Annotated in this window: 12 protein-coding genes; 5 read left to right on the top strand and 7 right to left on the bottom strand. The window is 46.6% G+C overall.

The genetic code is table 11. The features are described from left to right. Positions 1-204: 204 nt before the first annotated feature. The gene (locus L990_RS01535; protein WP_047444791.1) at positions 205-1,977 is read right to left on the bottom strand and encodes a hypothetical protein; all 1,773 of its coding nucleotides are present in this window, start codon (positions 1,975-1,977) and stop codon (positions 205-207) included. Between the two features lie 277 nt (positions 1,978-2,254). Here L990_RS01535 and L990_RS01530 point away from each other — a divergent pair, with 277 nt between their 5' ends. The 3 genes from L990_RS01530 (at position 2,255) to ygiD (ending at position 4,604) form a co-directional block, all read left to right on the top strand. After that, a complete protein-coding gene (locus L990_RS01530) occupies positions 2,255-2,830 on the top strand; it encodes a Crp/Fnr family transcriptional regulator (protein ID WP_047444789.1) in 576 nt (191 codons plus the stop codon). 219 nt (positions 2,831-3,049) lie between these two features. Beyond that, the gene (locus L990_RS01525; protein WP_047444787.1) at positions 3,050-3,616 is read left to right on the top strand and encodes a YceI family protein; all 567 of its coding nucleotides are present in this window, start codon (positions 3,050-3,052) and stop codon (positions 3,614-3,616) included. Positions 3,617-3,794: 178 nt separating this feature from the next. Then, positions 3,795-4,604 (top strand): 4,5-DOPA dioxygenase extradiol, encoded by an 810-nt coding sequence (ygiD, locus tag L990_RS01520; protein WP_231562236.1) that lies wholly within the window; start codon positions 3,795-3,797, stop codon positions 4,602-4,604. Positions 4,605-4,879: 275 nt separating this feature from the next. Here the strand turns inward: ygiD and L990_RS01510 are convergent, their stop codons facing one another. The 6 genes from L990_RS01510 to kdsB form a co-directional block, all read right to left on the bottom strand. Continuing rightward, positions 4,880-5,569 carry a hypothetical protein gene (locus L990_RS01510; RefSeq protein ID WP_047444782.1) on the bottom strand — a complete coding sequence of 230 codons (690 nt, stop codon included), beginning with the start codon at positions 5,567-5,569 and terminating at the stop codon, positions 4,880-4,882. Positions 5,570-5,779: 210 nt separating this feature from the next. Then, positions 5,780-7,267 carry a PH domain-containing protein gene (locus tag L990_RS01505; protein ID WP_047444779.1) on the bottom strand — a complete coding sequence of 496 codons (1,488 nt, stop codon included), beginning with the start codon at positions 7,265-7,267 and terminating at the stop codon, positions 5,780-5,782. Then, complete coding sequence (locus L990_RS01500) at positions 7,257-7,784, bottom strand: PH domain-containing protein (RefSeq protein ID WP_052180635.1); 528 nt, start codon at positions 7,782-7,784, stop codon at positions 7,257-7,259. The genes L990_RS01505 and L990_RS01500 overlap by 11 nt, the downstream gene beginning before the upstream one ends. Positions 7,785-7,898: 114 nt before the next feature. Next, a complete protein-coding gene (gene metG, locus L990_RS01495) occupies positions 7,899-9,932 on the bottom strand; it encodes a methionine--tRNA ligase (protein ID WP_047444775.1) in 2,034 nt (677 codons plus the stop codon). A 207-nt stretch (positions 9,933-10,139) separates the two neighbouring features. Then, the gene (locus L990_RS01490) at positions 10,140-10,619 is read right to left on the bottom strand and encodes a hypothetical protein (RefSeq protein ID WP_047444773.1); all 480 of its coding nucleotides are present in this window, start codon (positions 10,617-10,619) and stop codon (positions 10,140-10,142) included. A gap of 24 nt (positions 10,620-10,643) precedes the next feature. Continuing rightward, positions 10,644-11,393: a 3-deoxy-manno-octulosonate cytidylyltransferase gene (gene kdsB, locus L990_RS01485; protein ID WP_047444771.1), complete on the bottom strand. Its 750-nt coding sequence runs from the start codon at positions 11,391-11,393 to the stop codon at positions 10,644-10,646. A 243-nt stretch (positions 11,394-11,636) separates the two neighbouring features. Between kdsB and L990_RS01480 the strand changes: the two genes are divergently transcribed. Continuing rightward, complete coding sequence (locus tag L990_RS01480) at positions 11,637-12,890, top strand: sigma-54 interaction domain-containing protein (RefSeq protein WP_047444769.1); 1,254 nt, start codon at positions 11,637-11,639, stop codon at positions 12,888-12,890. 5 nt (positions 12,891-12,895) lie between these two features. Next, a complete protein-coding gene (locus L990_RS01475; protein ID WP_047444767.1) occupies positions 12,896-13,411 on the top strand; it encodes an LptE family protein in 516 nt (171 codons plus the stop codon). The last annotated feature ends 9 nt before the right edge of the window (positions 13,412-13,420 follow it).

The raw sequence follows: 13,420 nt of genomic DNA, 5'->3' as shown, positions 1-13,420 counted from the left end.
GGAAGTTGAAAGGCTGCAGCTGGGTAAGAGGTGGCGCAAAGGGGGAAAAGGGGGTCGCAAGCTGGTGTTTTGTCCTACTATTAGCTGACATAGGCTACTTTTTTGTGTCAACCTATTATTAGGACGAGATAGCTGCCTGTCTAGCTATTTTGACAGGCAGCTTTATATTCTGTATCATTTTTTTAACGAGCGACTAAGAAGGGGTTACAACTCTTTTAGAGGGAGTTTTTCTGCCTGTAGAAGGGGAAGTAGCTTTTTCAAACCCTCTTCGGTATTTTTTATTGAACCCGCATTGATAGCATCTTTGAGTGCTTTGTTTTCGCTTATCCAGCTAGGGCACTCACTTATAGAAACAATTTGGGAGAGACGATAACCTCTTCTTTTGGGATTATTGGCGATTGGCTCGATAATGAAGGCATTGTCGCTATAGGCAGTTCTGTCTACAAGGACGTTAAATCCGTTGATAGAAAACTTGTATTCACAAAGAATCTTAATGTTAAAAATGGGATTATCTGTGATAAGAATGGGAATGAACACATTTTTACTTGAATCTTTCGCTGTTGTTATTACAGACTGAATGTCGCCTAAAAAGCGTGTTGTACCATAAGGGAAGTGAATGTATGTTTTAATGTGGGTACCACAAGATGTAGATAGATTGCCATTTGCATCTAGATCGTAAAATACAATATTAGAATAGCAGCTGCGATATGTTCCATTTTTGTAGTTTACAATTGTTTGTGCTCCATAGATGTTGCGCTTATCCATGGTTGCATTTTTATTTTTAATGCGCTCTTGGACTGCGGCCAAATCTGCAATTTGCTTTTGAGTATCAGCCAAAATACGAGCATTGAGCTCTTTTTCGAAGTAGTCGTTTAGCGTCATAGATTCAATGACATCTTTCTTTTCGTCAAAGGATTGGTAGTAGCTTCGATACGAGAATACGTTGAATAAGTCGAATAGAACAGAGCGGAGACTCCCAAAAACTCTGAAGCCAATGTTATCGTGGTCGCGAATCAGAAGGAAGGCTTGGTTGATATCCCCTATTAAGATGCGAGAAATTGCTGCATTTTTTAGGCAGGCAAGCTTTAAGTTTTTGTCTAAATTTTCCTTTTTAGCATAGGATTCGAAAAATTCGGCCGATTTTTTTAGTTTTTCGTTGTTCTCTTTAATAGCATCGAAGGAGGTAGTGGTACTTAGAAAGGAGAGAAGCTCGTTGGCATACTGGTTGTAATCTTCATAGGAAGAGGCCTCTTTAGGATTTACTATATTTATGGGAATTGTTGTTTTAAAGGAATATTCGCCATATAGGTTGAGTAGCGCAGTGCATGCCCTATTGTATATTTCGCAATACAGCTTATATTCGGCTAAGAAGCAGAATTTCTTAAGGGTGGGGCTGCCTGCTTTTAACGCATTTTCAAGAGCATCAGCAGAAGGAAAACCGACGTAGGGCTGCTGATAGTTGCTAGGATCTAGCCTATAATTGTCAAAAAGAGTTACCTTATAGGGTTGCCCACCATCATCTACCACCAATTCATGGATTAATTCTTTCCCTTTGTAAACTTTAAGCTTTGCAGGGAAGGTACATTGAAAATCTTGAACAAAACCGTCTTTGTAATCGGGACTGGTATAGGGAGCTCCTATGCGCACTAAAGGGGTTATACCATCAGTAATTAGCTCGAATGTGTAATCGGTAGGGATGTCGCCAAATATCTTCTTTGCGAGTAACCTGCGAGGATAATCGTTAACATCACCGTCGACATCGCAGAATTCTCGAGTATAATTATTCAAATTACTTTCGATGTAATGTCTTAACTCTTTTGGGTAGATAAACTTGTAGGTTACATCTTTTGATAGTAGGTTTTCGAGGGGAGGCACTTGAATTTTTAAAGTTGCCTTTTCCTTTTCTAGTTTAAGATCACCTGCCCATAAGCTACAGGTTATAAAAGCAGCGGTTAGAAGCAATACCAATTTTTTCATTTAGTAGAAAAATTTAAATGTTATTTGATTAATAATTTGATGCAAAAATAGGATTTATTATAGTTTTTTGCCTAAAGTAGGCTAGCGGTTGATTGTTGTTTAGGCAATCTCTATATGCATATCAGCCGGCTTATGTGCTGAAGATAGGTTTGCAGCTAAAATATGAGTATAACGTATATCCATATTTCTTTGCGCCAAAAAAACGTTACGTGGGAGTTCCCTGCTGCTATTTCCAACTTTCACTTAAATTTGTACACCGACGCAATACGATTTGAGAATGAAGGACGATAACAAGCTGCTGTACTACTTGGGTAAGTGGTCGGCTATAACCGAGGAGGATGAGGCCAAAATACGATTGGCTTTCGAGCCGGTGATGGTGAAGAAACGGAGGGAGGTTTTGGCTGCTGGTGAGGTTTGCAGCTACCTGTACTTCGTTACCAAGGGGTGCTTGCGATCGTACTACATCGACATGAAAGGGGGCGAGCATATCTACCAGATTAGGATGGATAACAGCTGGATTAGCGACCTGGAAAGCTTCTTCTCGCAAAGGCCATCGAGGTACAACATGGAGGCGTTGGAGGATTCGAACTTGCTGCGGATCTCGCGCGAGCGGTTTGAGGAGCTGCTGGCCGACATCCCAAGCCTTGAGCGGTATTTCCGAATTCTGTTTCAGAAGGCATACGTAAATGCGCTGAGCCGGCTAAACGCAACGATGTGGGAGTCGGCCGTTGATAGGTACAACGAGATGCTAAAAGAAAATCCCGAAATATTTCAGCGCGTGCCGCTGGTATACATTGCGTCGTACTTGGGCATCACCCCCGAGAGCCTTAGCCGAATTCGGAGGCAGCGATAGCGGAAGGGTGGGAGTCGATCTCCTTACCATAGGTCAGCTGCATTTCTTACCATAGATCAAGTGTAAAAAAAGGGGCCTTCTCTACCTTTGTATCGTAATGAGCTGCTAGTAGCGGCTTAAATTTTACGGTATGACACCCGCATGGCTTGCAGCCGCAGCTAGGAATGGGTAAGCGCTGCTGATGCGGGTTGCATCCAACCATTTAAAACAACTTGTAGGATGAAAAGAGTGAAAGTTTTAGGTGTTCTTCTGCTAGCAGGAGCCCTATCGGTATCGGCCCAAAAGAGTGAGATCGACGTTACAAAATCAGCCGTTAGCTGGACTGGGAATAAGATTGGTGGCTCTCATACGGGAGGAATTAAGGTGAAGAGCGGCTATCTTGAGGTGAAGAAAGGCAGCATTGCTGGCGGAGAGGTGGTGATGGATATGAACTCGATCACGAATAGCGACCTTAAGGATGCCGGCTACAACCAAAAGCTTGTTGGTCACCTAAAGTCGGACGACTTTTTTGGCGTGGAGAAGTTTCCAACCTCGGCATTTAAGGTAACAAAGGCCACCCGATTTGCCAACGGTAAGGCTACCTTGACGGGTGTGCTAACGATAAAGGGGAAGTCGGACAAAATTTCGGTTGATATTACCAAGAAGGACAACGCCTACTTGGCCCAGCTGAAGGTAGACCGCTCTAAGTTCGATGTACGATACGGGTCTAAATCATTTTTCGATAGCCTTGGCGATAAGGTTATTGATGACATCTTCGTGCTTGATATCCGAATTGTGCTAAAGTAGAACGATAGTATTGTTTAAGCGAAAATCTACGAGCATGTACGATAACCTAAAATCATTTTCGATGGCGGGCTGCGGGCTAAAGGAGGCTTTTATGCTGCGTGAGGTGGATAGGTGAAGATTTTTATAATCGCCCTTAGCCTTGCCATTGGGAATGGTAGTGGGTACAAAACTTGATGAAATGCGTATAGTTGGTGAATGGATGGCGAGCACGCCGAAAATGCCAGTTCTTTTTTTGGGACATGGCAGCCCGATGAATGCCGTTGAGGAGAATGAATTCGTTACGGGGTTTAGGGATATTTCGAAGGAGATTGAAACGCCCCAAGCTATTGTTGTTATTTCGGCCCATTGGGAGACGCAGGGGACGAAGGTGACGGCCATGGAGCAGCCTGCCACGATTCACGACTTTGGCGGTTTTCCGAAAGAGCTGTACGACATCCAGTACCCAGCCCCAGGAATGCCGCAGCTGGCCAGGGAGGTTAAGCGCATGGCGGCGAGCACCGAGGTGGTGCTGGATGAGAAGTGGGGGCTAGATCATGGCGCGTGGACGGTAGTTAGGCCCATGTACCCCAAGGCAAACATTCCGGTAATAGAGCTAAGCCTCGATTACTACAAAACGCCGCAGCAGCATTACGAGCTGGCCAGGGAGCTTTACAGCTTGCGCCATAAGGGCGTTTTGATTGTGGGAAGCGGCAACTTGGTTCATAATCTTGGAATGATTCGTTGGCAGCAGCTTAACGAATGCTACGGCTACGATTGGGCCAATGAGGCCAACGATAAAATGAAGGAGCTTATCTTGGATGGGAACCACCAGGCGTTGGTTGGCTACTCGAAGCTGGGTAAGGCTTTTGAGCTGTCGATACCGACCCCCGAGCACTTCCTGCCGCTGCTTTATGCCGTTGCGCTGCAGGATAAAAACGAGGAGATTAAGTTCTTTAATGATAAGCCCGTTGGTGGCTCATTAACGATGACATCCTTAAAAATAGGGTAGCCATCGATACAAATTTGGTCGATGGGTATGCAAATTTGGTCGGTGCCGATACTTTTTGGGTCGATGGGGATGCAAAAAGCATCGATGCCGATACTTTTTTGGTGGTTGCCGATGCAAATTCGGTCGATGCCGATGCAAATTCGGTCGATGGGGATGCAATTTTGGTCGATGCCGATACTTTTTGGGTCGATGGGGATACAAAAAGTATCGATGCCCCCTCTCGGAGATCCCCCATCGATATAAAATGGGTCGATGGGTATGCTACTTTGCGTAAGCTACTCTTGGGGAACTTCCTTGGCTATTTCGTGGAGTATGGCATCGATTTCCGTTACGGATTTTTTCATTTGGTCATTTATGGACGATGATATAAGGAGAAAGTTTTGGGCTTTTGATTTTACGCGGTTGGTGCAAACGTAGCTCATCAGGTTTTCGGCGTTATCGAAAATGGTTTCGATAAACTTGTTCGACTCCTGGCTGTAGTAGGTTTGTCCAAATTTTAGGTTGGGAATGTTGTCTTCGTAGTAGGCGAGCAGCTTTTTCTTGAGCTCCTTGTTTTTGATGTAGCCAATTTTGCCGCTTGTCTTAAAGCCCTCGTAGTTGCCGCATGATAGGTTGAGGGATCTTACCACGAAGTTGATCTTTATCTTGGTGGTGTCGGAGCTGCTCTTTGTTACCCGGATAATCTTTTGGTAGAGGAGGGAATCGCTGTTGTGGTATTGAACGTGGCGGAGGTAGGTTGCCCTATCTTTTAGCAGATCTTCTTTTATGTCGGTTAGGAACTCCTTAACCTCCTCCTGCTGATGCTTCTTTTCGTTTTGGTTATGAAACCATACGGATATGCTTACGGCGATAAAGATGATGAGTATTTCGAGAAGTACTTCTCTTACTTTTTTGGCTATGCTGGCGTTGCGATTGCCAGCAATGCTAAATATTTTCTTGCTGTGCTTTTTTATTTCCTCCTGCATCGGTTGTGTTATTGGTTATTTACCTGCTTACTTTTTGTAATTTTTTATGCGACGTTTGTGGCGTCGGTATTTATCGAGTTTCAAAAATAGCAACAATTGTGTAATGGCAACCGCATGGCGCTATTTTTTCAGGTTTTGTCTACAGTCCACAGCCCCTGCTACGCTGGATAGCAGGGAGAAGGATGTGGGGATTTGGAGGAGTGGCAAGGGCTACATCCAAGGCTCGTGGTCGCTTTCGGCTAGGTATAGCGCGTAGTCGCGAAGGGCAAAGGCTATGCTGGCCTCCACTTGGGGAAGCGTGATGGTTTCGCCAGCGGTGTATAGGCTTACGCTGGCTCTTGCTCCTTTTTTTTGCCAGATAGACTGCCGAACCGATATCCCCTGAATCTTGCGCAGCGGAATCATTACCTTTTCGTGGCTGATGCTGCCGCTTGATGCCACAAGCGTTGTTTCGTTTAGGTAGAAGTAGCGCTTTTTCCATGCAAGGAGGGCAAAGGGAATGTAGGCAAGGGCCCAAATCCAACCCCATACTAGGTTGTTGCTAGCCAAGTAGCCCGTGGTGGTTGCTAGGGCGGCAGGGATCAACCCAAATACGAGCCAGAGGTTTCGCATGTATAGCCAGTGGCTACGATGCACGGCTGCTGGCTGGTTTACCATATTGGTTCCCCATACCGATTGCTCTATGCTGGCCACCTGCTGGGCGCTGCAGCCCGGTATTTGTACTTTCATCTTTTCGGTTTCCACAATGCCCGACGCTTGGCTGATGCTTACCGAGTATAGCCCCAGAAGCTGGCGTAGCGGGTTGGATGTCCATCGAATGGCTTGTATCTTTTTGAAGGGGACAATAATGCGCTTGTGGTTGATGAGGCCAGCCTCGAGGGTTAGGCTGCTGCTGCTGTGGGTTAGCTTAAGGTTGAAAAACCAGGCAAAGCTGGCAACCACCGCTCCGGCTACCGATAGTACGATGGCGCTGACGATGGCCAGCAGCACGTAGAGGATGGCTTGCTGGGCGGCATGGTTGGAGATGGTGTCGAGGTGATGCTCGACCAGCACCTGGAAACGTTGCGGCAAGTCGTTGTATAGGCCCACGAGAAACGAGAAGGTGATAAGAATAACCTTTACGTGGTTGTTGGTGATGCCTACCTTTAGCAGATCGAGCGGCGAGAGGTGCAGAATGGGGTGCACCTCGTCGGTGGGCTGTTCGGTAAGGGGCGTATTTTCGTCTGCTGCCTTTTTTTCGATTAGGCTAACCTGGCGTTCTATTTCGCGGATGGCAGCCAGTCCGAGCGCCGGTAGCTTTACCTCGGCCCCCTTGGTGCCGGCCGTATTAATTTCGAGGGTGTATATTTTGATGAGCTGCTGGACGATGTTCTGCTTAAGGTTTAAGCTTTGGATCTTAGCCAAGGGGATTGAAACCTTCTTTTTACGGATGTAGCCGCTGCTAACGGTGAGCTCGCTGTTGACGATGCAAAAGGTGAAGTTGAGGTAGGTGAGTATGGCGTTGGCAACGGCAATGGCTACCACTGCAGCTGCAACTCCCCAAAGTAGCCAAGGCGATCTATCCCTATCAAAAAGGTAGATGACGATGATGGGCCATGCGCCACGAATGGTGCGCTGTATTGACATGCCAAAGAATACGAGCATGCCGCCAAGGTGCATACGCGTTGGGGTCGATATGTCGGTTGACCTACTGCTCATGAGCTATGGCTTTGGATAGGTGTTCCTTAATTTTTTCGGCATCGGCTAGGGTCAGTCCTGGTATTTTTAGGTCGACGGCGCCGCTGCCAGCCGTAAAGATTTGGAGGCTTGCCAGCTCGAATATTCTCGAAAAGATGCCGCGCTTGATTTCGAGGTGCTGAATTCTACTAAGCGGTACCGAAACCTGGCGTTTAAAGATGAGTCCACTGCGGTAGAGCACGTCGTGCTGGCGGATACAGAATCCTTTACACTTAAATCCTGCAAGAATAACGTAAACCTGAAGTCCGATGCATGCTAGAAACAGGGCAGCGTATAGAAGCATCGAGAGGATGATGCTATCGGTAAATAGCTCGAATCCGAATAGGAGTACGAGCAGCAGCGCTATAAATAGCGAAGCGTATAGGAGTATGGCGCTAAATAGCTGCACCATTATGTAGTCTTTTTCGAGGGGCTGGTAGGTTACCTCCGAGGCGTTGGGGAGGTTCTCTATGCTGATGGTGGGATTCTCGAATAGCATTTTTTCTTTCAAAGATAGCCATCGGGGGCAAACGGACAAGAGGGAGAGGTTATTATACACGTAGGGGGCGAAATTTTTTTCGCCCCCTACAATGTGTGTATTGTACTATTCGAATTATCCTACCTGCGAACCAGCCTTAACAGCCTCGTTAGGCTGAACTAGGCGTAGCTTGCCGTCGGCATCCTGCGCCATTAGGATCATACCGTTGGAGGTGATGCCCTTAATTTCGCGAGGGGCTAGGTTTACCAAGAAGCAGGCTTGCTGGCCAACGAGCTGCTCTGGCTCGAAATGCTCGGCAATACCCGATACAATGGTACGGGTGTCGATGCCTGTGTCGACGGTAAGCCTAAGCAGCTTTTTGGTTTTGGCCACCTTTTCGGCTGCCTTTATGGTTCCTACGCGGATGTCCATCTTCATAAAGTCGTCGAACTGGGCTTCGTCCTTTTGTGGTTCGGCCTTGTACTCCTTAAGGGCGTTGGCCAGCTTAGTATCCTCGAGCTTCTTTAGCTGAGCATCAATAACGCTATCCTCTATTTTTTCGAATAGCAATTCGGGCTTGCCCAGCTCGTGACCAACAGGTAGCAGCGCGGTATCACCCAACTTTTCCCAGCCAAACTCGTCGGCATTAATCATCTTAAGGAGCTTCTCGGTTGAGAAGGGAAGGAACGGTTCGAAGGCAATAGCCAAGTTGGCCGTAATTTGTAGCGCAACATTCAGGATTGTTCCTACTCGCTCCATGTCGGTTTTTGCAACCTTCCAAGGTTCGGTATCGGCAAGGTACTTGTTTCCTAAGCGGGCTAGGTTCATAGCCTCCTTTAGCGCATCGCGGAAGCGGTATCCCTCGATGTAGTCTTCAACTGCCTTTTTGATCTTAGGCATTTCGGCTAATGTCTCCTTGTCGAAGTCGGTAAGTTCGCCTGCAGAGGGAACCTTGTTGTCGAAATACTTTTGGGTAAGTACCAGTGCGCGGTTTACAAAGTTACCAAATATGGCTACCAGCTCGCTGTTGTTACGAGTTTGGAAGTCTTTCCATGTAAAGTCGTTATCTTTTGTCTCAGGGGCGTTTGCACAAAGCACGTAGCGAAGCACATCCTCCTTACCGGGGAACTCTTCGAGGTATTCGTGCAGCCAAACGGCCCAGTTGCGCGATGTTGATATTTTGTCGCCTTCGAGGTTAAGGAACTCGTTAGCAGGAACGTTTTCGGGTAGGATGTAGCTGCCATCGGCCATCAGCATTGAAGGGAAAACGATGCAGTGGAAAACGATGTTATCCTTTCCGATGAAGTGCACCATCTTACACTCGTCGCTTTTCCAATATTTTTCCCACTCGGGGGTAAGATCCTTGGTTGTGGATATGTAGCCAATAGGAGCATCAAACCAAACGTATAGCACTTTTCCTTCGGCACCTTCAACGGGTACAGGAATACCCCAGTCTAGGTCGCGGCTTACGGCGCGAGGCTGAAGACCTAGGTCGAACCAGCTTTTACACTGTCCGTATACGTTGCTTTTCCATTCCTTGTGGTCGGTTAGAATCCACTTTTCAAGATCTTTTTGGTACTGGTCCAGGGGGAGATACCAGTGCTTGGTTTCGCGCATTACAGGCTTGCTGCCGCTGATCATCGACTTAGGCTCGATTAGATCGGTGGAGCTAAGCGATGTTCCACATTTTTCGCACTGGTCGCCGTAGGCGCGGTCGTTGCCACAGTGGGGGCAGGTACCCATGATGTAGCGGTCGGCAAGGAACTGTTTAGCTTCCTCGTCGTAGTACTGTTCGGAGGTTTGCTCAACGAACTTACCCTCTTGGTGCAGCTTTTTGAAGAAGTCGGATGCTGTTTGATAGTGGGTAGGCGTGGTTGTACGCGAGAAGATATCGAACGAGATACCCAATCCTTTAAATGAGTCGCCGATAATCTTGTGGTACTTGTCTACAATATCTTGAGGCGTTACGCCTTCCTGCTTTGCCTTAATGGTGATGGGTACCCCATGCTCGTCGGTTCCACAAACGTGAATCACATCCTCGCCCTTAAGGCGCAGGTAGCGGGTGTAGATATCCGAAGGGATGTAAACCCCAGCAAGGTGCCCAATATGCACCGGACCGTTGGCGTAGGGTAGAGCCGATGTAACAAGGTGTCTCTTAAACTTCTTCATTGCTATGCTGATGTCTTTGTTATCGAAGATGAAACGTTAAACGTAGTAGAAACGCAAAGTTAACCAATTGTGCCGATAGCGCAAACAGGAGGCTAACATAATGAGGGCAACATGTTAAGATGCGGTAAACTGTGATGGTTGAAATCGGGCTTGAGGGCGTATTGCTTAAGAAGGAATATGGATAGGCAGATGTAGGCAAAGGCAGACCTAAACGAACCGATTTTTAAGCGTTCCCTCTTCGGGGGCAATCTCTCCGATATGGTTTTCTCGCCAAAAGCCTACGAGGGTTTCTCCGATAGCTTTGTAGATAACCTGCCCGTAAAAGCGGGTGCTTTCTTCCGTATAGTAAAAGTCGAGGGCAACTAGATCGCCCTTTATGAAGCCAAAGCCATGCTGAGGAGTTCGGGTGTGTCCAATTTCCCAGTAGGCCTTTATCAGGTTGCCTTTTGCCTGTAGGGATAGCGTTCCGAAATAGTCGGAACCTGTGCTGCTCGCATTTCGTCCCCTGATGGCGTAGTTCCCTGCAACATCGCTTGGTGTTAACTCGCAGCCATTGGGTAATGAAAAGCCAAAACCACTACTCCATTCTGTAAATAACGTTTCGACGTTAGAATGAAGCAGTGGTTCAATATCTAGTACCTTTTTCTTTTTAAAAAGGTGTTTTATCCAGGCTGTAAGCAGCTTCAATGGGAGCAGGATTAATGATGGCGGTTAAAGCAAGTTTTGCTCTAGCGCCTTTGCCAAATCTTCGGGGGTGTCAATCCCAATGCTTTGGTGTTCGGTGCGCTCTACCTTAATACTGTAGCCATTTTCGAGCCAGCGTAGCTGCTCTAGCGACTCAGCTACTTCCATGTTGCCCTGGGGAAGTTGGGTTAGCTGGTGGAGCACCTTCGTGCGGTAGCCATACAGGCCAATGTGCTTTAGGAAGGTGTGCTTTTGCTGCCACTCTTGTTGATCAACTCCACGAAGGTAAGGGATTGCCGATCGGCTAAAGTAGAGCGCAAAGTTGGTTGCACCTACCACCACCTTTGGCGAGTTGGGGTTGAATATATCCTCGTCGGCAGAAAACGGCTTAACAAGCGTAGCGATGTCCGTTTTGGCATCGTTAAAGCAGCTCATCACCTTTAGCAGCATTTCGGGGGCAATAAAAGGCTCGTCGCCTTGGATGTTAACAACCACATCGTAAACTTCCTCCCTTTCCTGTTCTGCTTTTTTTACCGCCTCCGAGCAGCGGTCGGTTCCGCTGCTATGCTCGGCTGATGTCATAACAGCGTTTCCTCCGAACGATTTTACGGCATTGTAGATGCGCTCGTCGTCGGTAGCAACGTAAACAACCGGAAGGACTTTAGAGGCCTGCTCGTATACGCGCTGCACCATGGGTTTGCCTTTAATATCAGCAAGAGGTTTTCCAGGGAAGCGGGTTGATGCATATCTAGCAGGAATGATTCCAATAAACTTCATTAAACATTAAAATTTAGGCAAAGATAAGAAAGAGTAAAGAAGCATTGGTTCGGATGTGTTACAAATAATGGTAAAAATAGGCGGATGTCGGTATGGAAGTTGATTTAGAAGGAATCTCTGATTGGACGTTGTCTGCTCTCTCAAAGTATGACAAAATGTCAATAAGGGTTTTAAAATAAAGTCTACCGCATTTTGAAATGTAGTTTGAATGCGTAATTTTGTCAGTATGCTAATTAGTTTACGATGAGTTTACAGAAGATTAAGCAGCGATTTGGGATAATCGGTAATTCACCGCTACTGGATAGGGCTATTGACATAGCCCAGCAGGTTGCTTTTACCGATTTGTCGGTTCTTATAGTTGGGGAAAGCGGGGTCGGGAAGGAGATATTTCCGCAGGTTATTCACCAGCTAAGCTCGCGAAAACATGCGCAGTACGTGGCCGTAAACTGCGGTGCTATACCAGAAGGTACGATTGACTCGGAACTCTTTGGTCATGAAAAGGGATCGTTTACAGGTGCACACGAAACCCGTAAAGGGTATTTCGAGGTGGCCGATGGCGGTACAATCTTTTTGGATGAGGTTGGCGAGCTGCCGCTCTCGACCCAGGTGCGGCTACTTCGTGTTTTGGAGACCGGCGAATTTATGAAGGTAGGTTCTTCTAAAGCGCAGAAAACTAACGTACGCGTAATAGCGGCTACCAACGTAAACCTGCCTAAGGCAATTCAGAATGGGAAATTCCGTGAGGATTTATACTACCGTTTAAATACGGTGCCCATAAATATTCCTCCCTTGCGCGAGAGAAAATCGGACATCAGCCTTCTCTTTAGAAAATTTGCGGCTGATTTTGCCGAGAAGTACCGCATGCCTGCCGTTACGCTTACCGATGATGCCAAGGAGATGCTGGAGGCATACCGTTGGCCTGGAAATATCAGGCAGCTTAAAAATGTCACCGAGCAGATATCCGTGATAGAGGAAGAGAGAATGGTTGATGCCTCTAAGCTGGCGCTGTATATTCCTAAAATTGAAGATAGAGCGCTACCGGCACTATACGTTGGTGGAGGTGCTGTGGCCGAGGAGAAGTCGTTTGCAAGCGAGCGCGAGATTCTTTACAAGATCCTTTTTGATATGCGTGATGATATTACTATTCTGAAAAAAAGGGTAGAGGATTTATCACGTGGAGCAATATATCAGCCCGACAATGTGGAGGCTACATCAACTTTTTCGCCTCGTGCGGTTTCGCAATTTGCCGATTATACAACCTTGCACAAGCATCCGATGGACGACCTAGAGGAGGAAAAGGAGGTTGAGGATGTTACTCACCTAGATATTTCTGGGGAATCTCAACCAGAGACACTATCTTTGGCAGAGAAAGAGAAGGAGTTAATCCGAAAAGCCATTGCAAAGTACAGAGGAAAACGTAAAGATGCAGCGTTAGAGCTTGGTATTTCGGAGCGCACGCTCTACCGTAAGATTAAAGAGTACAATTTGAACATTTAGAACGTATGAAATTAAATTCGCTACTTAAAACGCTGGCTCTGGTTTCCGTGTTTTCGATATTTTCTTCGTGTAGCATAAAATATTCATTCTCGGGAGCCTCAATTTCTCCCGAGTCTAAGACATTTTCGGTTAGCTATTTTCAAAATTTGGCACCGCTGGTTGTTCCTAGCCTAAGCAACACCTTTACCGAGGCGCTTAAGGATCGGTTTATTAACCAAACCAAGTTGAATTACGTGAATAATAACGCTGATTTGTCGTTTGAAGGGCAAATTGTAGGTTACAGCATAGAGCCAGTAGCCATAACGGGAGGCGATAAGGCTAGCCAAAATAGGTTGACGATTACCGTAAAGGTTAAGTTTACCAATAAGCAAAATCCCGAGTTTAACTTCGATAAGGAATTTAAGCAGTATAAAGATTTTCCAAGTTCCACTAACCTAGCTTCGGTACAGAGTGCCCTTAACAAGGAGATTACCGATTTGCTAGTTGATGCCATTTTCAATGCTTCGGTTGCTAACTGGTAAAACCAAAAC

Origin of the sequence: Alistipes sp. ZOR0009 (assembly GCF_000798815.1) — a bacterium.
Lineage (GTDB): Bacteria > Bacteroidota > Bacteroidia > Bacteroidales > ZOR0009 > Acetobacteroides.
The sequence above is the reverse complement of the archived record's forward strand: the minus strand, read 5'-3'. Positions and strand labels throughout refer to the sequence as shown.